Origin of the sequence: Bartonella sp. W8151, assembly GCF_016100385.1 — a bacterium.
Taxonomy (GTDB): domain Bacteria; phylum Pseudomonadota; class Alphaproteobacteria; order Rhizobiales; family Rhizobiaceae; genus Bartonella; species Bartonella apis.
Window position 1 is genome coordinate 191,355 of sequence record NZ_JACFSO010000003.1, and the last position, 23,793, is coordinate 215,147.

Genomic DNA, 23,793 nt, shown 5'->3' on the forward strand with positions numbered 1-23,793 from the left:
TTTTTTACAAAGCATTATATGCCTTTTCAAATAGTGAACTTTTAATAAAAGTCAGTTGAATCTGAACCAATTTAATGGTCAGAAGCGACTGACGCACCTATGCCGGTTTCAGAACGGATCTGTTGGGCAGGAAAGCCTGCGCGGTCTTCCTGTGCACGGTTGCTGTTGTCGGTAATTGAAAACAACCATACACCGCCAAAGCCCAATATCATCGAGAAGAGGGCAGGTGAGGTATAGGGGAAGAGCACCGTATCCGGTGAGAAACCGAATGTCGAAACCCATACGGCCGGCGAGACAATTGTGAGGCCGACAGAAGATATGAGTCCAAGGAAGCCCCCGATCACTGCTCCCCGTGTGGTACATTTTTTCCACAGGATGGAAAGCAGCAGAACAGGAAAGTTTGCAGATGCTGCAATAGCAAAAGCAAGTGCAACCATAAAGGCCACGTTCTGCTGTTCGAAAACAATGCCAAGTAGAATGGCAATGATGCCGATGACGACCGTAGCAATGCGTGATATCCGCAGTTCGACGTCGCTTGCTGCCGTGCCTTTTTTTAAGACCATATTGAAAATATCATGGGATATTGCTGTTGCACCGGAAAGAGTAAGGCCTGCGACAACAGCCAGAATAGTCGCAAAAGCCACAGCAGAAATAAAACCGTAGAACATATTTCCGCCGACCGCCTTTCCGACCATAACCGCGGCCATATTTGCTGCCCCCGCACCACTTGAAAAGGGCGCTGAAAGTACCGGATCGGAGAGAACAAGTGCAATGGCACCAAAACCGATGATAAAGATAACGATATAGAAATATCCGTTCCAGATCGTTGCCCACAAAACAGATTTTCGGGCTTCTTTTGCATTCGGGACAGTGAAAAAACGCATCAGAATATGTGGCAGTCCGGCGGTTCCGAACATCAATGCCATGCCGAAGGAAATAGCCGAAACCGGATCCTTTATAAAACCACCGGGAGACATGATCGATTGTCCGGCAGCAACCGCTTCAGGCGAAGTGGCGTCAACAGAGTTTTTTTGGGCAAACAATGTCGCTTTGACGTTTACTGCAGCCTGAAAGAAATTTTCAAAGCTGAAGTTGAATTTCAACAAGATCATGAATGCCATAAAAGTGACGCCGATAAGAAGCAATACGGCTTTGATGATCTGCACCCATGTTGTGGCTGTCATGCCACCAAAAAGCACGTAAATCATCATTAAAACACCGACAAGAATTACCGCATAAAGATAATCCAGTCCGAACAGGAGTTTGATAAGCTGGCCGGCACCAACCATTTGTGCGATCAGATAAAAAGCGACAACAGCAAGTGTCCCGCAGGCAGCAAATATCCGTATCGGGGCGGTTGCAAAACGGAACCCTGCGACATCGGCAAAATTGAAGCGACCGAGGTTGCGTAATCTTTCCGCCACAAGAAACATGACAATAGGCCAACCGACAAGAAAGCCGACGGCATAGATCAATCCGTCATAACCGACGCTCATGACCATAGCCGAAATTCCAAGAAAGGAAGCGGCAGACATAAAGTCACCGGCAATAGCCAAACCGTTCTGAAAACCGGTTATACCGCCGCCAGCGGTATAGAAGTCCGCTCGTGACCGGGTTCTGTTTGCAGCCCATTTGGTAATCCACAGGGTCAGAGCAACAAACACGAAAAACATGATAATTGCCGACCAGTTCGTGGCTTGTTTGGGAAGTTCTCCACCAATGGCATCGGCTTTCGCATTGATGTTGTTCGAGAGAAAGATGAGGAAAGTACCTATTCCGAAGACGTGCTGCCTTTTTAAAAAACAAAAGAGGTTCATTGCTTAACCTCCTTTTTAATCTCGTCGATATAATGGTCATAACTGCTGTTTGCGATCAGAATATAGATTGCAGTTAAAAGCACCATGACAACAATCACACCTATGCCAATCGGGATGGCTATCGTTGTGACGCCGGTACCGATGCGTAAACTCAGGAACTGTTTGTCAAAGGCAATGAGTGCAATCCAGCCATAATAAACGATAAGGGCAATAACAGTAAGAATGCCGCCCAACCTGTTGCGCTTTTTTCTCAACGTAACATAGGCGGGGCTCGCCTCTATCCGGGCAATAGTTTCTTTATCCATGACGGCTCCTCCTCCGTGACAGGAATGATTTTCAAATTCAGTCAGATATTGTTACTTGTAATCAGTGTCACTCACGGGGGGGGGGCACAAGGCGCGAAACGGTTGCTCTCCTCTGATACCGTTCCAATTTCAGCCCGATAGCTATCCCTGCCGTTCCAGACGTAGTAAAATACTCAAATTTAACTTGATTTACTCTGAATTAAAGTAACTAAAATGACTATCTTAGGTTTAAAAAACGATTTTTATTTGACACCTCCATAAAATAAATTTCATTCGATTTAAAATAATCATGCAAGTGATATGTTATGTCAATATTGTCAAAATTTAAATTATGTTTTTTGATGATTTTCGTATTCAATTTTTCGTATATATAAAATAAAAACGTTGCTTTGGATGTTTTGTCGCTTTTATGAAAAGTAGTAAGAGATGTGCCGCTGGGGCTAATGTGAGGGAAAATTGCGCAATTCCAATGGCTCTTAATAAGCCGATTCAACTGTGCTGTCGGTCGAGAAAAATCCAGGAAAAATTCTAGTAGGGGAATATCGTTAAGCGTCTTATAATATTTAAAGCTTTTGATCTTTTTGAAGATGCACTATTTTGAATAATGGTATTCAAAACACTACCGGAATAAAACAGAATGAAGATAACTATCAAACGGGTTTATGAACCATATTCGGAAAATGATGGTTGGCGGGTTTTGATTGATCGCCTCTGGCCAAGGGGGCTTTCCAAGGAAAAAGCCCATATTGATGATTGGCAAAAGGAATTGGCACCGAGCAATGAGTTGCGTCATTGGTTCAACCATGATGTTGCCAAATGGGAAGAATTCAAAAACCGATATATTTCCGAACTCGATGGTCAATTGGAAGCGATCGAACTTTTTCTTTCTTCCCTGAAGAAACATCCGCAAGTAACGTTATTGTATGCGGCGCATGATGAAGAGCACAACAATGCTGTCGTGCTAGTCAATTTTCTGGAAAACCATATTTCCCGGGATTGAGAATATTGTCAGGATCGAGAGCCTGTTTAATTGTCCACATGAAGTCGACGGCGTCTCCAAGTTCCATACGCAAATATTTTATCTTGCGTTGTCCTATGCCATGTTCACCTGTGCAAGTGCCTCCCATTGATATGGCCCGTTCCGACAGCCTTTCGGTAAATTCATAGATGCGTTTTTCTTCCCTCTCGTTATCTTTCGGGTACCCCACAAAAACATGAAAATTACCGTCACCGACGTGACCGATGATGGGGCCGATCAGATTATGTTCTTTCAGGTCTTTTTGCGTTTCGGTGACACAATCGGCAAGGCGCGAAATAGGCACACAGGCATCTGTAGAAAATACATCGCATTCGGGCAAGCTTGCCTCGGCAGCCCATAACGCACTATGGCGGGCTTTCCAAAGTTGGGCCCGTTTTTCCGGGTCGGTCGATTGCTGAAAATTGCTCGAACCATGGGCCGAGGCAATTTCGCTAAACGTGGCAGCCTGGCTTGCAACACTTGCCTCGTCGCCATGGAACTCGACGCAAAGCGTCGGGCGTGGCTCCAAAGTTAAACCGGAATAGGCGTTGCACGCCTTGACCATGAACTCGTCCATCAATTCGACACGTGCAAAGGGTATAGCGCACTGGATGGATTCGATGACGGTATTACATGCGTCTCCAATTGTTGCAAAGGTGCAAATGCCACTCGAGACAACTTCAGGTATCGGATGCAACCTTATTGTGAGTTCGGTAAAAAGCCCGAGCGTGCCTTCCGAGCCAACGAGAAGCCGTGTCAGATCATAACCGGCGGCAGATTTTTTTGCGCGACTTGCTGTGCGGATGAGGCGACCATCAGCCATAACTGCTTCAGCACATAAAACAGCCTCTCTCATTGTTCCATAGCGAACAGCGCTGGTACCCGATGCGCGGGTTGATGCCATACCACCGATTGATGCATTCGCGCCGGGATCAATTGGAAAAAACAAACCGCTATCACGCAACCAGCTGTTCAGTGTTTCTCGTGTAATACCCGGTTGTATTGTGACGGTCATATCTTCAGGCGAAAAAGATACAACCTGATCCATTTTTGAAAAATCGATACTGATACCACCTACAGGAGCATTCAATTGTCCTTCAAGAGAACTGCCGACGCCAAAACCGATAATCGGCATTTTATAACGGGCGCAAATTTTGACCGTCTTGACCACATCATCTTTTGACAATGCATAAACAACGCCATCAGGCACTTCGTGCCGCAATTTTGTTTCATTGTGCGAGTGGGTATCGCGAACTGAAAGATTGTTGCTGAAACGATTGCCAAAGGCCGTTTCTAATTCTTTACACACTTGATCTACGGTCTTCTGATCTAGTCTAGCCATTCTCTACACTCCTCTCCCTGTATTGGATAGCTAATGTGATAAGTTCGCACGTTTTAATATCATTTTTCAATCAAAATATTCTTTTACATGATTTATTATTCAAATTTATCATAATATATTTTTATTGTATTTTTGTTTTACATTAAAATACATTATAAAATTTTATAAAACCGTTTAATATCATATATTTAAGTGAAAAATTTTTTGTTCGGAAAATTCGATCAAGTGCTGCTATCGTCATATTTTGCGCGACGTTGGAGTAATGAGATGGTGCGCTTATCGAAACATCGCTTTGTTACTATTCATGAAGAATGAAAAACAGAAACATTTGAGGTAGCTTAAGATGATAACGAGTTTTAATAGCCGGTATTAGATTGCGTTACATAGATTTTGAAATTTCAAAGATCACCAAACCAGAATAAAATTCCGAAAAAATAACCTTAAAAAATAGAGTAAAGCTGCCCATTTAATTAAAAATAGGCAGCCGACAAGAAAGGATTTGTTTTCTAATATACCGGAATGAAGTGACGCTTATGACTGCCGTTTCGAAGTCTTCGTAAAAGTTGCCACTTCACCGTTTAATATCAATAGTCTTCAAATCCATATTTTTCGGGGTTGAAAATATTATCGGGGTCGAGAGCTTTTTTGATAGCTCGCATGTAATCGACAGCATCTCCCAGTTCCAGCCTCAAATATTTTGCTTTTCTCTGCCCGATGCCGTGTTCACCTGTACAAGTTCCGTCCATCGAAATTGCTCGTTCGGACAATCTTTCCGAAAATTCGTAGACCTTCTTTTCTTCTTCTTTGTTTCCCTTGTGATAGGCAAGAAGAACATGGAAGTTTCCATCCCCCACATGACCAACCATTGGCCCGATAAGGTGATGCTCCTGAAGATCTTTTTGTGTTTCGCCCACACAATCTGCAAGCCTAGAAATAGGCACACAGGCATCTGTTGAAAAAACATCGCAATCGGGAAGGCTTGCCTGCGCTGCCCAGAAGGCTTCGTGGCGCGCTTTCCAGAGTTCGGCTCGTTTGTCAGGATCGGTCGAATGTTTGAAATCTTTTGATCCATGACTTGCTGCTATCTCACCGAACAGTGAAACTTGTGCTGCAACACTGGTTTTATCTCCATGAAATTCGACACAAAGTGTGGGAAGAGGATCAAGAGTTAATCCAGAATAGGCATTGCAGGCTTTTGTCATAAATTCATCGAGAAGTTCAACACGGGCTAAAGGAATGGCGCATTGAATTGCCTCAATAACCGCATTGCAGGCATCGGTTACAGTCGGGAAAGTGCAAGCACCGCACGAAACGACTTCCGGAACCGGATGCAGACGCAATGTAATTTCGGTGAAAATGCCGAGTGTCCCTTCAGAGCCGACGAGAAGCCGCGTCAAGTCATAGCCTGCAGCCGATTTTTTTGCGCGGCTTGCTGTGCGGATAATCCTTCCATCTGCCATAACCGCTTCAGCACTTAAAACAGCTTCTCTCATCGTGCCGTAGCGTACGGCATTGGTTCCGGATGCACGTGTCGAAGCCATCCCACCGATAGATGCATCGGCACCGGGATCAATCGGGAAGAACAGACCGCTGTCGCGTAACCAGCTGTTTAATGTTTCACGGGTAATGCCGGGTTGGACAGTAATGGTCATATCTTCAGGTGAAAACGAAACAACTTGATCCATTTTTGAAAAATCGATGCTGATGCCACCCTTGGGGGCATTGAGTTGCCCTTCAATGGAACTTCCGGCTCCGAAGGCAATAATGGGCATTTTGTATTCTGCGCAAATTTTTACGATTTTTACAACATCGTCTTTGTTGGTCGCGTAAACAACGCCATCAGGGGCTTGTTGATAAAGTGCGGTCACATTATGGGAATGAGCCTGACGGACAGAAAGATTGCGGCTGAACCTATCTCCGAAAGCCGCTTTCAATTCTTCACAAACACGATCTATTGTTGCTTCATCGCAGTGTTTTGCCATTCTTTTTACTCTCTCTATGGGTGGGCAATTTTTTTGCCACTTTCGCGCCAAGCGTAATAAATTGCAATGATATTTCAAAATATTATGATTGATTTTTGTATTTTGCGATAATTTTTTTAAAGGATTGAAAATTTATTCCAAAGGAATAAGCACTTCTGTTTATCCACCGTGAAATCGTTTCCGGTAATGCACAGTGGTTTGGTGATACAATTTTTTGTGAGTGTCAACTTCACCCGTCATTCCGGCATGATTATTTTGGCTGTACGAACCGAATGCGAGTGACAGACTTAATTCGCATCTATCCCAGTGCTTCTTGTCAATGCTCTCGTCATCATCCAATTCGCTTGAAAACTTTTCATCCGATATGATGAACGGTCAAGAGCGACCGGATTTTGCAAGAAGATTGGCGAAAACACCGTTAGCCTACAAACGGGGTTTGAAGCGTTTCAAACGCAATGCATTGGAAAGCACAAAGACACTTGAAATTGCCATAGCCGCGGCGGATAGCATTGGCGATAATTGTACGCCCCAGACCGGATAAAAAATTCCGGCAGCAACAGGAATGAGCAAAACGTTATAACCGAATGCCCAGAACAAATTCTGCTTGATGTTGCGAATTGTTGCTTTTGAAATGGCAATCGCATTGACCACGCCTGTCGGATCGCCCGACATTAAAACAACATCGGCACTTTCAATAGCAACATCGGCACCGGTCCCAATGGCAATGCCGGTATCGGCAGCGGCAAGTGCCGGTGCATCATTGATGCCATCACCAACAAAGGCGACCCGTCGCCCGGATTTCCCTATTTTTTTCACAGCATCCACTTTTCCTGCCGGAAGCACTTCAGCGACGATTTCGCTGATACCGAGTTTTGAGCCGATTGTCTTTGCTGTGTTACGGTTATCGCCTGTGACAAGCGCTGTTGCGATGCCCATGTTTTGAAGTTCGGAAACTGTTTTTGCCGAATTTTGTTTGACGGGATCTTCAACGGCAAAAATTGCAGCCGCCTTATTGTCTATCGCGGCATAAAAGGGCGTCATGCCTTCATTGCCGAAAATCGCGGCATCTTTGGCAAAACCGGAGATATCGACATTTATCTCGTTCATATAACGGTCGGCCCCGATAATGACTTCCCGTCCATTAACTTTGCCGGAAATACCAAATCCGGGTTTGGAATTGAATTCTTCAACAGTCGAAAGGATTATTCCGGCCTTTTTCGCAGCTTCATTCAAAGCCTCGCCAATCGGGTGTTCGGAGCGTAGTTCCACCGCAGCAACATCCGCCAATGTTTGTCTTTCATCAAATCCCTTGGCTGCGATTATTTTATGTAATACCGGTTTGCCGACCGTCAGTGTGCCGGTTTTGTCAAAAGCAACAATATCGGTATCACGCAATGCTTGTAACGCATCGCCGCGACGGAACAAAATACCGAGAGTGGCTGCCCGACCTGTGCCCACCATAATGGATGTCGGGGTTGCAAGCCCCATTGCACAAGGGCAAGCGATGATGAGTACCGATACACCGGCAATAAGAGCATGCGGAAATTGCGGGGCAGGGCCGACAAAAAACCAGATAAAAAACGTAACAATTGCCGCTGCAAAAACAGCGGGGACAAACCAGCCGGTTACCTTATCGACCAGAGCCTGAATGGGTAGTTTTGCACTTTGTGCGTCTTCGACCATTTTCTGGATTTGTGCAATAAGTGTATCGCCACCGATCTTTTCAGCACGAAATGTCAAGGAGCCATTACCGTTGACAGTTCCGCCATAAACTTTGTCGCCTTCTTTTTTGGCAACGGGCAAAGGTTCGCCCGTCATCATGGATTCATCAACATTCGAGTTGCCGCTTGTGACAGAACCGTCAACAGGGAATTTTTCTCCCGGCCGCATCACAATAATGTCGCCGACAGCAACATCATTAAGCGCTACATCTGTTTCTTCGTTATCTCTTAAAACGCGTGCTGTTTTCGGTTTCAAACCGGCAAGCATACGGATAGCTTCACTGGTGCGTCCACGTGCGCCCGCTTCAAGATAACGGCCAAGCAGGATCAAGGTAACGATAACGGCCGCTGCCTCGAAATAAACATTGTTAGTACCTTCCGGCATATAAGCACCGGCAAAGGTTGCAACGGTCGAATATGACCATGCGGCAAATGAGCCGACAGCAACAAGCGAGTTCATATCCGGAGTCGCACGAAAGAGATTGGGAATGCCGGATTTGAAAAACCGCCAACCGGGGCCGAACAGAACCAGCGTTGTCAAAATGAATTCGACGAGGCGGGAAGGGAACATGCCGATGGTGGTCATAACAAAATGATGGAAGGGCGGTATGATATGGCCGCCCATTTCGAGAACAAAAACCGGAATGGTCAGAATAAGAGCTATAACCAGAGAGCGGCCAAGTTTATGCGCCTCGACAGCTTGTCTGTCGACTTCTTCACGATTATCGACCGGCTTTGCACCATAACCGGCTTTTGCAACAGCTTTCTCCAGCGCATCAATTGTCGTCACGTTTTTGAGCATCTCGACGTGGGCGCGGTTTGTTGCGAGATTAACAACAGCGCTCTTTACCCCGTCTACAGAAAGAAGTGCCTTTTCAACGCGCCGCACACAAGAAGCGCAACTCATCCCATCAATATCAAGGTCAACCGGTTGGTAACCCACTTCATAGCCGGCTTTTTCGACAGCATGCACAAGCTCGTCAATGCCAAGTTTATTCCGGCTCGTAACGTCAGCCTTTTCTGTTGCCAGATTGACGACAGCATTGTCTACGCCTTCAACTTTTTTTAAAGCCTTTTCGACGTGGCGAACACAAGATGCACACGTCATCCCTTCAATATCAAGCTCTATATGAAATTTGTCTTTTGCCGGAGATTGACTGTTTTCTTCCGTTTGTGAAGTTGTTGTCATGAAACGCACCTTTCACATCAAGAGATAATGGTTACCCTCATGGGAAGGTCAAGAGAAAAAGATGAAAAAGAAAAAGCCTTATCCGGAATAAAACCGGATAAGGCTCATATTGATAAAGTGTGAAATACCGAAGAGGAAAAATCAATATGTGTCGTTGATACGTGCAACAGCATGGAAGTCGATTGCACGACCGCTGAGTTCTGCAACCCGGGAGACTTCCTGCTTTTTCTCAAGACCGGAGACAAAGACCACATTAGGCACTTTACGCAATTCCTCGTCAGGAGCAATAGAACTGGCATCCTTCACAGTAATCGGTGCTTTGTTTTCAGCAATAATATTTTTGAGGTCATCTGTCGCCGGACGATCGACCTTCGGGGCAGTTTTAGGTGTTTCGGCAGCTTTTTCCGTCTCTACTGCTGCAACCGTAGATTTATCGGGTGATTGTGCTTCATCGGCATCGGCATAATCATCATCTTCCTCATAATCATCATCCGGTACAGCTATGATCTCGTTGGCTTCAATGAGCGCTGTCAGATCATCACCGGGGACGTTATCGGTTGGTTTACCCGATCCTGCACCATTATTGGCAATAGCAAGAGCAACCTTGTCGGCTTCATCCTGACGCAAAGGTCTTGCTTCGGGTAAAGGAATATTTGCAACCTTGACAGCGCCTTCCTCTTCCTCACCTTCATCAGGCTTGAACGTCGGTACAGGCACATTGGCATAGGCCATAACCGGTGCTTCGTTTGTCTTTTCTTCCTCGGGCGCCGGTTTCAAACCATTGGCTCGCAATGGTGAAGATTCAGGAAGCGGAGCATCTTTTTTAGGTAACGAAACGACTGTTGTTTGTGGTTCCTCTGCTACAGCCGGAGCCTTAGGTTGTACTCTTGACGGTTGAGAAGGAACTTGTTCGTCGGAGTTTTTACGTCCGAACAGAGAACTGAAAAACCCATGTTTTTGTGTTGAGGTTGTTGCACTGGCATAGACAACCGGTGCACCGCGACGGGCGAGCCATTCGGCCTTTGCCTGGTCGTAGCCGGCAAGCGGTTTGCCATCGCTCGGGATATACATGGTTTTTCCATCGGGGAACAAAGCCATCAATTCGCTGCGGCTCATACGTGGCCAATGGCGAACATTGCCCACATCCATATGGACAAAAGGCGAGCCTGAACGAGGATAATAGCCGACGCCGCCAACTTGCTGTTTTAAACCGATAGCACGCAATTTGGCAAGATTGACATCAGGTAGATAGAAATCCATTGCATGGCCAAGTGTATGCTGGCTGTTTTTGGCAACGCCACTATCGGGCGAGCGAGAACGCAACATATTGTTGGTAGCCGGTGAACGGTATGCTGATACGACATTGATGTATTCGCGCGATCCGCTGGTGCGGTAGACAGACCAGATAAGGTCGAACAGACGTGGATCCATATTTGTTGGCTCGTTACGACGCCAATCGCGCAAGAAAACGTTCAGCCGCTTCAAACCGGCCGGATCATATTTGCCATCACGTTTGAAAACGATTTCGGCTTTTTCACCTGTATGGACGTAATAGAGTTTCAAAGACCTAGTTTCAGCCTTTGCTGCTACCGGTGCCAACATAAAGGACAAAGCTGTACCCATTGCCATAAAGGCCAATGACAAACGACGAAATGTCCAAAATGAATTTTTCAAACCGTCAACCACCATTCGTAAAACCTGCCCTGTTACCCGCGGATGAGACGCGATAATCAAAAACGTGGTGTTTAATTAACTCGCTCCCCGACCATCTGAAATCGGCTTATAGTTAGTAAAGCCTAACCCAGAATGGTTAACAGCAGCTTTATATGTGACCCAGCAAACAATGATGCTGATCAAATACGACTATACCATGGCAAAAATGCCACAGAAGAGAACAAATATCAAAAATTCAGTAACATTTTGTTACGATGGTTAATTTTTTCTTTTTATTGACATATTCCTGCGCAGCATCTTGCCGCTTCAAGTTGAATATTGGGATTGAATAGGCTGAAAACAAGTCTTGCACATGTTGCCAGACTTGTTTTTGACAGGGCGAAGAATTTTCAAAAGAATTCGGATAAAGCTTCATTGTCTTTTATCCGGTTAGCTAATAGCAGGAGAATTTCGTGGTCAAAACGAATTTTTCTTAAAAAAAAGCCAAACACTACGCGCCGTGAGTAAAAGGGGGTTGGAATTTTGCAGATGATAAAAAATGGATGAATGAGAAATTTCAGACCATCCGATTTTATATTTTCCGAATTTCGACTTTTTAAATTCTTCAGGCTTTCTTCATTGTTAAAAAATGATCCGATCAGCTGGATTACCTATGTTTTTTATATTCGCGATAAAAATCGGCATCCAGCAATCAAATGAGAAATTGAGGCCGACTATCAATTAAAAGGCCGTGTAGACTTTCTTCAAAATTTATTTTGCTCGTTGAATGCAGAATGCATTTCTTTTTTTCAGTCAATGAAAGAACTACGGAACTGGCGAACTGCTTCGTTTGTCAGAAAAACAGTTTATTTCTCATGTGGGGGCAAAAGCCTGCAACTTTCTCTACTTAATACTTAGTTTGAACCGGATAGAGATATCTATTGGCTTTTCATTCCGACAACTGGACAGAAAAAATATGGCGACAGTCGATCAACTGCCGCCATACAGATAGATTATAAGTGAAGTCGTAGGATCTAGAGATCAGCTCGACTTTCGTGCCCCGTTCAGCTGGCGCGACGCAGTGCTTCCGACTCCTTCTGGTTCTCGGCGTGGTATTCGTCGAGTTTCCGATAAAGAGTTGAACGACCAATGCCGAGACGCCGGGCTGCCTCACTCATCCGACCACGATAATGGTGAACTGTGCGTTCTATAATCTCGCGTTCGAGTTCGTTATAAGCACGGATTTGCCCGTTATCATCAATAAGCTGAATACTATAACGGCTATTTTTTTCGGCTGTATCAATTGGCACATTACTTCTGAAATCCGTAACCTGATTTCCCGTAAGTTGCGGAAAATCACGGATTGTCAATAACGGCCCCTGACTTAACAGGACCGCGCGAAAGAGCACATTCTCCAGCTCACCAACATTTCCCGGCCAGTCATGTTGCAGCAAAAGTGACAATGCCGAACCTGCCACGCCATGCACATGCGGTTGACCACTTTCAACAACAATATGTTCGATAGCGCGCTGGGCAATATCGGAAAAATCATCACGCCGCTCACGAAGGGGGGGCACGATAACGTGACACTCTCGCAAGAGATCATAAAACTCCTTCAAAAACAGACCGTCTTCCACCAACCCTTGCAGACGGGACGTCGAAATAACCGTCAGACGGAACTTGGGTTCGCTGTCTTTTTCCGCTTCCTTGCGTTTTTTCAGGAAATCGATCCACCGTTTCTGCTGATTGATTTCCAGACGGTCAATTTCGCAAAGACAAATTGTCCCGTGATCAATCGAATGGATGTGTGGCAGAATTTTTGTCTCCCACTTTTTACTATCTTGCGCAGGGTCGGAAATCGGCACGCATTGGATGCGAACAAATTTGCCCGTTGCATAAGGACTTTCATGGTGAATAACGCGGGCAAGTGTTTCTCTTCCGGTTCCCTTTTCACCTTCAATCAGAAGATTTTTGGTTGACAAAGCAGCTTGCTTTGCCTGCTCGAAAGGCTCTTTCATCGCTTCACTGTTTGCGTAAAGATCGGAAAAACGCAAATGGTTTTCCTGCTGGCGACGAATGTAATGCACTTCGCGTTCATAGGTATTGTTGATCGACAGATTGCCCAGTGTCACGCTGAGTCTGAGCGATGTAATCGGATAAACGAGATAATCGACAGCGCCAGCTTTCAGACTTTTCTGAAGAAGCTCTTCATTCTCGACATCCGACATAACAACGAGTGGTGCGGCAAATCCGGTAACCCGAATTGTAGAAATGAGATCGGTTCCGCCAAGGTCACTCATCATCAAATCGACCAATGCAAATGAAATGTTACGGCGTCTGCGCAACAGATCAAGTGTGCGCAGTCCGTTTTCCGCTTCAATTACACGATAACCGAGAGCGCGAAGTATGGAAGAAGTGTTGGCTCGTTTACCATAGTCTTCGGCTGCTACTAGTATAGGACCCATCATTGCTTTCATCATCTCCTTTGTGATGACGAAAACGCATGGATAGGAGTTTGGTTGCAAAACATAGGTATACCTCGTTTGCCCCGCAAGCGGAAAACTACTATCAATCTGGTGATTACATGCAACAGAAAAGAGAATTTTTTTCAAAAAAAATGGTTTTCCGTTGATTTCCATCAAAACCGACATATTGATAGAACCATAACATGTTGTTACAGCTTTTTTCAGTTGTTGTTTTTCCGCTTGGTCGCGGTTTATTGGAGCAAACCAGATGAAACGTATTGCGCCCACTCTTTGTCTCACTGCAATGGCATTTGCCCTTTCAGCTTGCAATCTTTCACAAAATTACGGTCAGCGCCCTTCGGTGCAGAACATTCCTACCGGAATAGATGGCCAATGGGTTGATAAAAACGGTATCGTATCATCGTTCAGAAACGGTATTTTCGAGACTCGTTCTTCCGATACAAAAGAAAAGCTTTCTGAAGGAAATTACCGCTTCCGCAATCCGCAACTTGTAGAAATCGAAATGCGCTCGATTGTCCGCGGCACAGTTTCCCGCGTAAACTGCGCGGTTTCGAACAGCACGATGCAACTCTTGTGTACATCAAGCAACGGTTCGCAATTCTCGCTTAATAGAAAAATTTAGACTAGTAATACAGAACTCACAGATTGAGATTTAATGGAAAATAAAAAAAGTAAAGTTGGCGTCCTCCTGATTAATCTTGGGACGCCGGAAGGTACCGATTCGACAAATGTACGCAAATATTTGCGTGAATTTTTGTCTGATCGACGGGTAATAGAATGGCCACGCATTTTATGGTACCCGATTCTTTATGGAATAGTTCTCAACGTACGTCCGAAAAAGTCTGGTGCACTTTATAAGCGTATCTGGAATTATGAATTGAATGAATCGCCTTTGCGCACTTATACGCGTGCTCAGGCTGAAAAGCTCGGTCCACTTCTTAATGAACCGAATGTCGACGTCTATTGGGCTATGCGCTATGGCAAGCCTTCGATTGATGAAGTGCTCGGCTCAATGATCGAGAAGGGGTGCGAAAAAGTTCTGTTTTTCCCGCTTTACCCCCAATATTCTGCCACAACAACGGCAACCGTGCTCGACGCGGTTTTTGCAAGCCTTGAAAAACGTCGTTATCAACCGGCTATACGCTCTGTTCCGCCCTATAGCGATGATCCGGTTTATATTGATGCGCTTGCCCATTCTGTCGAAACGCACTTGAAGACACTTGAATTTATTCCGGAAAAGATCATTGCATCCTATCACGGCATCCCGCAATCCTACGCAAAACGCGGCGATCCCTATCCGGAAGAGTGTGTGCGCACAACGGAAGCTTTGCGTAAACGGCTTGGGATGGACGAAAACAAGCTCATTATGTCATTCCAATCACGCTTCGGACCTGAGGAATGGTTGCAGCCTTATACAGCCGCGACCGTTGAAAAACTGGCAAAAGAAGGTGTCAAGTCGATAGCGGTTTTCAATCCGGGATTTGTCGTTGATTGTCTGGAAACCGTCGATGAAATGGGCCATGAAGCGCAAAAGACATTCAAAGAAAATGGCGGAGTGAATTTTGTCCATATTCCCTGTCTTAACGACAGTGAAGACGGCATGAAAGTCATTGCCCATCTTATACGAAGAGAACTTCAGGGATGGATTTGAAGTATTGCTGACATTTTGAAACACTTGCATTGATCATTAAACGGGGGAAAGCTGGCTAGCACTGCTGTTTGCAGCTTTCCTTGATCAGGTAAAACTGCAACGATACCGCCACTGTTCTTAAGATTTACCCAAGGAGAGGAATGTGGTCGGTTTTAATATCGCTTTACTGTTGTTGGTCTTGTTGGTTGTTGCAACATTGTTTGCCGGAATTAAACAGGTTCCCCAAGGCTATCAATATACAATCGAACGTTTCGGCCGTTATACAAAAACCTTGATGCCGGGACTTAATCTGATCGTTCCGTTTTTTGACCGCGTTGGTGCACGTGTCAATATGAAAGAGCAAGTGCTTGATATTCCCACTCAGGAAGTGATTACGCGCGATAATGCAACTGTTTCGGTTGATGCAGTAGCATTTTTTCAGGTGCTGAATGCTGCCCAATCTGCCTATCAGGTATCGGATTTGAATTATGCGGTGCTAAACCTCAACATGACGAATATTCGTACTGTTGTCGGTTCAATGGATCTTGATGAGCTTTTATCGAACCGCAATACGATCAATGAAAAGCTTTTGCATGTGGTTGATGAAGCAGCCCATCCATGGGGCTTGAAGATGACCCGAATTGAAATAAAAGATATCCAGCCGCCGCGTGATCTGGTCGACGCTATGGGCCGGCAGATGAAGGCTGAACGCGACAAGCGTGCGCAAGTTCTCGAAGCCGAAGGCGATCGCAATGCCAATATTTTGCGGGCGGAAGGTTTCAAACAGGCACAGATTCTGGAAGCAGAGGGAAAGCGGGAAGCCGCCTATCGGCAGGCAGAAGCGCGTGAGCGTCTGGCAGAAGCAGAGGCAAAAGCAACATTGGTTTTGTCCGAAGCCATTGCGAAGGGAAATGTTCAGGCAATCAATTATTTTGTTGCGCAAAAATATACCGATGCCCTTGCCTCTATTGGTACAGCCAATAACCAGAAGGTGGTTTTGATGCCAATGGAAGCTTCATCGCTTATCGGCTCTCTTGGTGGCATCGGTGCCATTGCAAAAGAAGTTTTCGGTTCCTCACAACAGAAAAAATAAAGTTGCAAGCAGAACCGGAGACGATGTTTCTCTCGTGGTTGTTATATGCAGCTTTAACAAGCGGTTATGAGCAGTCGGAATATGGTAAATCCCTCAGGAGCTTGACCGTTTGTAAACGGTTGAATTTTTAAACAAGCTGGAAGGCTCTAGATAATCAGAGGTAAAAGCTAACGTTCAGAAAGAACAGGGATGTTTGATTTATTGATGACCTTGGGAGCATGGAACTGGGTTGTGTTAGGATTTATCCTGCTCCTTCTTGAACTCGTTTTTCCGGGCGTATTTTTCGTTTGGTTCGGTCTCGGGGCTCTTTTAACGGCACTTGTTTCTTTGCTTTTTTATAACTTGCCATGGATCGCTTTCTGGGAAGTTGAAGTCATTTTTTTCCTGATATTTTCCATCATCATGGTGTTGATCGGTCGTAATTTTTTTCGCCGCGACCGTGAAACGGACGAGCCGTTATTAAATAGGAGAACGGACCAGATTATCGGAAAAATAGTTGTTCTTGAGGAACCTGTTCAGGATGGCAAAGGGCGCATACGCATAGATGACACGATATGGCGTATCAAAGGGCCTGATCTTCCTGAAAGCACTGAAGTCAAAGTCGTTGCCTTCGAAAACGGTGTTTTCACTATTGAAAAGGCCTGAATTCAAGGCACCCTATGATCGCGCAATTTTTCAACGTATTCCGTTGGAAAAATCCTTATCAATGTTGGACATTTTTTGTGTGCTTAAGTCTCGACTGTTCAAGCCCTGCTATTTTTCTATTTCACAAAACTGCCGGATTCCATTTTTCTAACGTGTGATATAAATAAAGCTATCAACATCATCTTTTTTTTCATGAACGGTTTTCCTTTTCAATAAATTCGTTTATTCCCTGTGCTGGAACATCAAGCAGGAATTGAAAAAACTATGCGACTGGGTGGGCGCCTTCAGGCGGCAATTGAAGTATTGCAGGATATCAAATCGCGTCGGCGTCCGGCTGCGGAAGCACTTAAAGATTGGGGGCTTTCACATAGATTTGCCGGCGCTGGTGATAGGGCTGCAATCGGCAATATTGTTTATGACGCCTTGCGGGAACGCTATTTGCTTGAATGGCGTATGGATAGCGATGATCCTCATGACACGGCATTCGGTGCACTGTTGGAAGATGGCGGACTTTCGCTGGAAGAACTTGATCATGCTCTGGAAGGTGACCGTTTTGCACCGGAACCATTGAGTGAACACCACCACAATGCGTGGTTCACAAAAAATATTAACGAAGCACCCGATTATATTCGGGGAAACCTGCCGCAATGGTGTGTTCCTTTATTTCAGGATATTTTCGGCTCCCATTGGCTTGACGAAGCTGTCGCATTGGCAAAACGCCCACCACTTGATTTACGAGTGAACCGCTTGAAGGCAAAACCCGAAAAGATTGTGCGTGAACTGGCGGGAACAGGTGCCAAACCGGTCTCATGGTTCGACAGTGCTTTACGCATTCCATCGATCGAGAAATTGAAACGGCACCCCAATGTACAGGCAGAGCCGCCCTTCCAAAAAGGCTATTTTGAAGTGCAGGATATGGGATCGCAAATCGTGGCAAGACTTGCCGGAGCAAAAGCCGGCATGCAAGTGCTTGATTATTGTGCCGGCGCTGGTGGAAAAACATTGGCTATGGCGGCGGATATGGAAAACCGTGGTCAAATTCACTGTTATGACGCGGAAAAAGCCCGCCTTGCTCCAATTTTTGAACGTCTTCGCCGCTCCGGTGTGCGCAATGTTCAACCGCACGTCAATATAAGTGAACTTGACGCATTAAAAGGGCAAATGGATATTGTGCTGCTTGATGCACCTTGCACGGGTACGGGAACATGGCGCCGCCGTCCGGATGCCAAATGGCGCTTGACAGACGGCCAGCTTGAACGCCGTATTGCAGAACAGAAAACCGTTTTGAATGCAACTTTGCCTTATCTTAAAGTTGGCGGTCACCTCGTTTACATTACATGCTCGCTTCTTTCTTCCGAAAATGACAAACAGATAACGGCTTTTCTTGCCGAGAATTCGCAATTTAAAGAAATCGACATGAAAAATTTGTGGAAGCAACATTTTGGGAAAGATGCACCAAAACCGGTTTTTCCTGCACATGGGCTGGTTTTATCTCCGGCAAGTACAGATACAGACGGCTTTTTTATATCGGTTCTTGAAAAACGTTAAATATAATGACGAGGTCAAGCATGTGGGGTGAAAAATCGGTTCTTTTTTTGATGGCAACCGAACTCGAATATGGCGAGCACCTCAAAAAGCTCATTAAACCGCACATTATCGGCGTGGGGCCAATTGAGGCTGCCATCCATACAACAAAAATTTTAAGTTCTATGAAAAACGGGAACCGCTTGCCCGATCTTGTTGTCTCTCTCGGTTCAAGTGGCTCACAAAAGCTTAAACAAACAGAAGTTTATCAGGTGTCGTCTGTGAGCTGGCGCGATATGGATGCGACAGTACTGGGTGTTGAAAAGGGGGTCACCCCTTTTCTTGATCTGCCCGCGACTCTAGACATGCCCACACTCATACCCGATTTCCCGTCTGCAAGCTTATCGACCGGCGGCAACGTAGTCTCGGGTGATGGCTATAAAAATATAAAAACCGATATGGTAGATATGGAAACCTATGCCGTGTTGCGAAGCTGCCAGACATTCGATGTTCCTTTGTTCGGATTGCGCGGTATATCCGATGGTCAAAAGGAGCTGGAGCATGCAATGGATTGGCGCCAATATTTGCATATTGTTGATGAAAAACTGGCAAATGCGCTGAAGCTGCTCAATAAGGTGCTGGAAAAACCGTAAAAATGAAATTGACGGGCTATCAAAATAACAAGCCATTATTTCGCAAGCTTTACGGTTTAAAAACCTGTTTTCTTGTGTGACACCCGATTGCATTTCTTTAAAAGACTCTTTAAAGGCTTTTTATGAGCACAACACATCCCGACACAATTCTGATTATAGATTTCGGTTCGCAAGTAACCCAGCTTATTGCACGCCGTGTGCGTGAAGCCGGTGTCTATTCCGAAATCGTTCCGTTCCAGTCTGCGGCAGAAGCTTTCAAGCGTATCCAGCCGAAAGCGGTTATTCTTTCCGGTTCGCCCCATTCGACCGTTGATATAGGCTCGCCCAGAGCACCCCAAGAAATATTCGATGCGGGAATTCCTGTTCTTGGTATCTGTTATGGCGAACAGACAATGTGCGCGCAACTTGGCGGCAAAGTCGAAGCAGGGCATGAACGCGAGTTCGGGCGTGCAGATCTTACCGTTGAAGCAGATAGCGCTCTCTTTCAAGGCATATGGAAAAAAGGAACCCATCATCAGGTCTGGATGAGCCATGGTGACAGGGTCACCGCCTTGCCGGAAGGCTTCAAGGTTATCGGCACCTCTAAAGGTGCGCCTTTTGCTGCGATTTCTGATGAAAAACGCCATTTTTATGCCGTGCAATTCCATCCGGAAGTTGTTCATACCTTGGATGGCGCCCGTCTTTTGCAAAATTTTGTCCACAATATCGCCGGTATCAAAGGCGATTGGTCGATGAAAACCTATCGCGAACAGGCCATATCTGCCATTCGCCGGCAGGTAGGGAAGGGGCGCGTTATCTGCGGCCTTTCAGGCGGCGTTGATTCGTCCGTTGCGGCGGTGCTTATTCATGAAGCCATCGGCAATCAGTTGACATGCATTTTTGTCGATCATGGTTTGATGCGCAAAAATGAAGCTGAAGAGGTCGTCTCGATGTTTCGCGAGACCTATAATATTCCGCTTGTTCATGTTGACGCATCCGATCTTTTTATCAATGCGCTTGAAGGGGTGAGCGACCCCGAAAAGAAGCGCAAGATTATCGGCCGCCTGTTTATCGAAGTTTTTGAAAAAGAAGCCAAAAAGCTTGGTGGTGCAGAATTTTTAGCACAGGGTACACTTTATCCGGATGTAATCGAGAGCGTGTCATTTTCAGGTGGTCCCTCGGTTACCATCAAAAGTCACCACAATGTTGGCGGTTTGCCGGAACGCATGAATATGAAACTGGTTGAACCGTTACGCGAACTTTTCAAAGATGAAGTTCGCGCGTTAGGACGTGAGCTTGGCTTGCCGGAAAAATTTATCGGGCGTCATCCTTTCCCTGGTCCCGGCCTTGCTATTCGTTGCCCCGGTGGAGTGACCAGAGAAAAACTCGATATTTTGCGTGAGGCGGATGCCGTTTATCTTGATGAAATTCGCAAAGCCGGCCTTTATGATAAAATCTGGCAAGCTTTTGCTGTTCTCCTTCCGGTACAAACGGTGGGTGTCATGGGTGACGGGCGAACATATGAATATGTTTGCGCACTAAGAGCTGTGACCTCGGTCGACGGAATGACAGCCGATTTTTATCATTACGATATGGATTTTCTGGCACAAGCTGCAAACCGCATTATTAACGAGGTGCGCGGCATCAATCGCGTCGTCTATGATATTACGTCCAAACCACCGGGAACCATCGAGTGGGAATAAAATAAACCGAATATTCGAGAATATTGTAAATGCCATTGAAGAACAGGTTTCCTCAATGGCATGTTAAATCAACGACATTAAAAATGTTATATGTTTGGGAATAAAGAAAAAATATTTGCAATTTATTTTTTCGGTTCATATAAATATTCACCTGATGGAATGCCGAATACAATCATCCTTTTAAATTTTGACGCGTTTATTAAATATCGTTCTATTTTGTAATGATACTGAGTAAGATTTTCGCTCATAAAATCGTCTAATTGAGTAAATATGTTTTTTTCTGTGCAAAAACTAAAAGACTTCACCCAACCGTAATATTTTTTTCCTATTTTATCTACGACATAAGATTTAGTATAGAATTTATTTAAGTCAGTATCCTTTTGTAGATATTCACGTATGTGTTTTAACGATATATAAAATATTTCTCTTACTTCTTTTTTTAAGTTTTTGATAGATTGAGCGCTAGGAACACATCGGTTTTTTTGCAATGTACAACCGAGAAAGTTAATGCCGTTAGAACATTTTCCAGTTTCGGCTTTATTATTATTTTTGTCAGGTTCGTATAAATCGAATCCAAGATTAACAAGTTGTGATTTGGCATATGAAAATGCTTTGAGTAGGTCAGATTCATTTTTGGAAACCATTAATATATCGTCAATGTATCTCACACAAGTAACATTCATTTTATTTATTTCATGATCAAAATCATATAATAAAACATTTCCTGCAAACGCGGATAAAGAAGAACCCTGCGCTACACCAATCCCATTGTGAGGAAAAAGGGAAGTGTAAGAATTTAATTCTTTTTCGTTGCTTAGTTCAACACTGAGTGCTTTTTTGAATAATTCAGATAGTTCGATATCGTTTGTTTCTGTTCTTACGATATTAACAACTGTATCGACAGGAATTTTTGTGAAAAATGCTTTTATATCTGATTTATAGAAATACTCACATCCGTTTTTAATCGCATCATTTATTAAATTAATTGCAGGGCGGACACCACCATACGGGGAGAGTAGACCACCAACACCATAAAGAGAATTATTTATTTTGTTTATCTTGCCTAATCGGACATCTTGTATCGCTGTAGAACTATTTTTAGTCAACGCCGAGTTGCGTGGTTGGAGAACTTGTAAAATTGCGCGAGCAACCACCCTATTTTTGATACTTCCAATAGCTATCGGGCGCGGATCTTTTCCTTCTCTTTGTCTTTTACGTTTGTCTTTCAAAACGCCTTTAACAGGGTCGAATTTAAATTTTTTTTGTCTCAGTTGGGTGATAATGGTCTTTAAATATCTCTGGTGGTCAGTTTCAAAATTGATCGCTTCTGCCTGAATATCATGATTGCTTGAGCGAAGCGCACTCTCTTTAACATGTCGCCATGCAGAAAACATATTACTTTCAGAACGAACTTCGTTATAAAGTGAGGTTTTCATTCTCAAATCGAGCTCTCCCTTACATACTCACCCGATCATTGAAGCAACACATCGTCTAATGAGCACGGAAATACCGAGCAGCAAGACACCGAGGCAGCACAAGCAACCTTGGCGTGTTCAACATGAAGTGTAACCTGAAAGTTTATATTCATGGTCACAACGTGAATCATGCCAAACGATATGGCATGAGTATATATTTAATTAAGATAATTTTCAAGTTAAATAAAAATATTTTAAGAATTATGCTGAAACATACCGCATCAATAAAGCATAATTCAATTGAACATCTTCAGGGATGGGAATGTAGACAATATGTCCGTCACCGGGTGCTACAGTAATGTCTTCGTTCTTTTTATTTTTCAGTGATTTTATTGTAAAATTGATATCGCCATCCGGTGTCATCATTTCCACTTTGTCATTCAATTCAAAGCGGTTTTTGACAGCGACTTCCGCAAGCCCGTTTACGCGTTTTCCGGTAAATTCGCCAACAAATTGCTGGCGGCCGGGAAGCGAGGAGCCGGTTGCATAATTCTGGTATTCTTTATGTTTATGGCGTTGCAAAAAGCCTTCGGTATAACCACGGTGGGCAAGCGATTCCAGAACCACCATCAAATTGTCGTCAAAGGGGCGGCCGGCCAGAGCATCATCTATTGCCTTGCGATAAACCTGTGCGGTTCGGGCAACATAATAATGCGATTTCGTGCGCCCTTCGATTTTTAACGAATTGACACCGATATTGATCAGTTTTTCGACATATTGGACAGCGCGAAGGTCTTTCGAATTCATGATATATGTACCATGCTCGTCTTCAAACGCAGTCATTTCGGCTTCCGGTCGATTTGCGTCATGAAGCACAAATACCTTGTCGGTGGTTGGCCCTTCACCAAGATCGGGTTGAATTTCCCCGCTTACCGTCTCTTCAACTTTGACAATCTCGCCAAGTTCATTTTCGACGCCTTCCTCAACACCATATTTCCAGCGGCAGGCATTCGTACACGTTCCCTGATTGGCGTCGCGGTGGTTGATATAGCCCGAAAGAAGGCAACGCCCTGAATAGGCCATGCATAACGCACCATGAACAAAGACTTCCAATTCGATGTCGGGAACATTTTCACGGATTTCTTCAATTTCCTTCAGTGACAATTCCCTTGAGAGAATGACACGCGTCAACCCCATGCTTTTCCAGAATTTGACGGTTGCCCAATTGACTGCATTCGATTGCACCGAAAGGTGAATATCCACATCGGGAAAATTTTCCCGCACCATCATAATCAATCCCGGATCGGACATGATGAGAGCATCGGGATTCATGTCGATAACAGGTTTTAATTCGCTCACAAAGCTTTTAAGCTTGCTGTTGTGGGGAGCGATATTGACGACAACATAGAATTTTTTTCCCTGAGAATGCGCTTCATCAATGCCTATCTTCAAATTTTCTTCATGATTGAATTCATTATTGCGCACCCGCAAGCTGTAACGGGGTTGGCCTGCATAAACCGCATCCGCACCATAGGCGAAAGCGTAGCGCATAGATTTCAATGTGCCCGCAGGACTTAACAATTCGGTTTTATGAAGTTTTGACATTGATTGAAAGAGCCTTGAAAATTGAGCTGTTGT

Annotated in this window: 16 protein-coding genes and 1 pseudogene; 8 read left to right on the top strand and 9 right to left on the bottom strand. The window is 44.7% G+C overall.

What is annotated here, in order from left to right; genetic code table 11:
• Positions 1-71 precede the first annotated feature (71 nt).
• Entirely contained in the window at positions 72-1,817 is a 1,746-nt protein-coding gene (locus H3V14_RS06270) for a cation acetate symporter (protein ID WP_198227370.1), read from the bottom strand.
• A complete protein-coding gene (locus H3V14_RS06275) occupies positions 1,814-2,122 on the bottom strand; it encodes a DUF485 domain-containing protein (RefSeq protein ID WP_075914897.1) in 309 nt (102 codons plus the stop codon). Before H3V14_RS06275 ends, H3V14_RS06270 begins: the two co-directional genes overlap by 4 nt.
• A 637-nt stretch (positions 2,123-2,759) precedes the next feature.
• Between H3V14_RS06275 and H3V14_RS06280 the strand changes: the two genes are divergently transcribed.
• Positions 2,760-3,122: a DUF488 domain-containing protein gene (locus H3V14_RS06280; protein ID WP_198227372.1), complete on the top strand. Its 363-nt coding sequence runs from the start codon at positions 2,760-2,762 to the stop codon at positions 3,120-3,122.
• Here H3V14_RS06280 and H3V14_RS06285 read toward each other — a convergent pair.
• From H3V14_RS06285 to H3V14_RS06305, 5 genes are all read right to left on the bottom strand, one after another.
• Positions 3,088-4,482, bottom strand: coding sequence for an FAD-binding oxidoreductase (locus H3V14_RS06285; protein WP_075870237.1), 1,395 nt, complete (start codon positions 4,480-4,482; stop codon positions 3,088-3,090). The genes H3V14_RS06280 and H3V14_RS06285 overlap by 35 nt on opposite strands.
• A 584-nt stretch (positions 4,483-5,066) precedes the next feature.
• Positions 5,067-6,464, bottom strand: coding sequence for an FAD-binding oxidoreductase (locus H3V14_RS06290; RefSeq protein WP_198227374.1), 1,398 nt, complete (start codon positions 6,462-6,464; stop codon positions 5,067-5,069).
• Positions 6,465-6,887: 423 nt separating this feature from the next.
• Entirely contained in the window at positions 6,888-9,374 is a 2,487-nt protein-coding gene (locus H3V14_RS06295; RefSeq protein ID WP_198227376.1) for a heavy metal translocating P-type ATPase, read from the bottom strand.
• A gap of 141 nt (positions 9,375-9,515) precedes the next feature.
• A complete protein-coding gene (locus H3V14_RS06300) occupies positions 9,516-11,063 on the bottom strand; it encodes a DUF882 domain-containing protein (RefSeq protein WP_198227378.1) in 1,548 nt (515 codons plus the stop codon).
• Positions 11,064-12,091: 1,028 nt separating this feature from the next.
• Positions 12,092-13,495, bottom strand: coding sequence for a sigma-54 dependent transcriptional regulator (locus tag H3V14_RS06305; RefSeq protein WP_075870438.1), 1,404 nt, complete (start codon positions 13,493-13,495; stop codon positions 12,092-12,094).
• A 265-nt stretch (positions 13,496-13,760) separates the two neighbouring features.
• Between H3V14_RS06305 and omp10 the strand changes: the two genes are divergently transcribed.
• The 7 genes and pseudogenes from omp10 to guaA all read left to right on the top strand — a co-directional run bounded on the left by omp10 (position 13,761) and on the right by guaA (position 20,740).
• Positions 13,761-14,135 carry an outer membrane lipoprotein Omp10 gene (omp10, locus tag H3V14_RS06310; protein WP_075870232.1) on the top strand — a complete coding sequence of 125 codons (375 nt, stop codon included), beginning with the start codon at positions 13,761-13,763 and terminating at the stop codon, positions 14,133-14,135.
• A gap of 33 nt (positions 14,136-14,168) precedes the next feature.
• The gene (gene hemH, locus H3V14_RS06315) at positions 14,169-15,164 is read left to right on the top strand and encodes a ferrochelatase (RefSeq protein ID WP_198227380.1); all 996 of its coding nucleotides are present in this window, start codon (positions 14,169-14,171) and stop codon (positions 15,162-15,164) included.
• A gap of 142 nt (positions 15,165-15,306) precedes the next feature.
• A pseudogene (locus H3V14_RS06320) lies at positions 15,307-16,227 on the top strand (SPFH domain-containing protein); the annotation flags it as partial.
• A gap of 198 nt (positions 16,228-16,425) precedes the next feature.
• Entirely contained in the window at positions 16,426-16,881 is a 456-nt protein-coding gene (locus H3V14_RS06325; protein ID WP_198227382.1) for an NfeD family protein, read from the top strand.
• A gap of 264 nt (positions 16,882-17,145) precedes the next feature.
• Positions 17,146-18,429: an RsmB/NOP family class I SAM-dependent RNA methyltransferase gene (locus H3V14_RS06330; RefSeq protein WP_198227384.1), complete on the top strand. Its 1,284-nt coding sequence runs from the start codon at positions 17,146-17,148 to the stop codon at positions 18,427-18,429.
• A 5-nt stretch (positions 18,430-18,434) separates the two neighbouring features.
• The gene (locus H3V14_RS06335) at positions 18,435-19,058 is read left to right on the top strand and encodes a 5'-methylthioadenosine/S-adenosylhomocysteine nucleosidase (protein WP_198227386.1); all 624 of its coding nucleotides are present in this window, start codon (positions 18,435-18,437) and stop codon (positions 19,056-19,058) included.
• Positions 19,059-19,180: 122 nt separating this feature from the next.
• Positions 19,181-20,740 (top strand): glutamine-hydrolyzing GMP synthase, encoded by a 1,560-nt coding sequence (gene guaA / locus H3V14_RS06340; RefSeq protein WP_198227388.1) that lies wholly within the window; start codon positions 19,181-19,183, stop codon positions 20,738-20,740.
• Between the two features lie 122 nt (positions 20,741-20,862).
• Here guaA and H3V14_RS06345 read toward each other — a convergent pair whose 3' ends face one another.
• Together H3V14_RS06345 and yegQ are read right to left on the bottom strand one after the other, a co-directional pair.
• On the bottom strand, positions 20,863-22,176 hold the full coding sequence (locus tag H3V14_RS06345) for a reverse transcriptase domain-containing protein (protein ID WP_198227390.1): 1,314 nt from the start codon (positions 22,174-22,176) through the stop codon (positions 20,863-20,865).
• Positions 22,177-22,416: 240 nt separating this feature from the next.
• The gene (yegQ, locus tag H3V14_RS06350) at positions 22,417-23,760 is read right to left on the bottom strand and encodes a tRNA 5-hydroxyuridine modification protein YegQ (RefSeq protein ID WP_198227392.1); all 1,344 of its coding nucleotides are present in this window, start codon (positions 23,758-23,760) and stop codon (positions 22,417-22,419) included.
• Positions 23,761-23,793 lie beyond the last annotated feature (33 nt).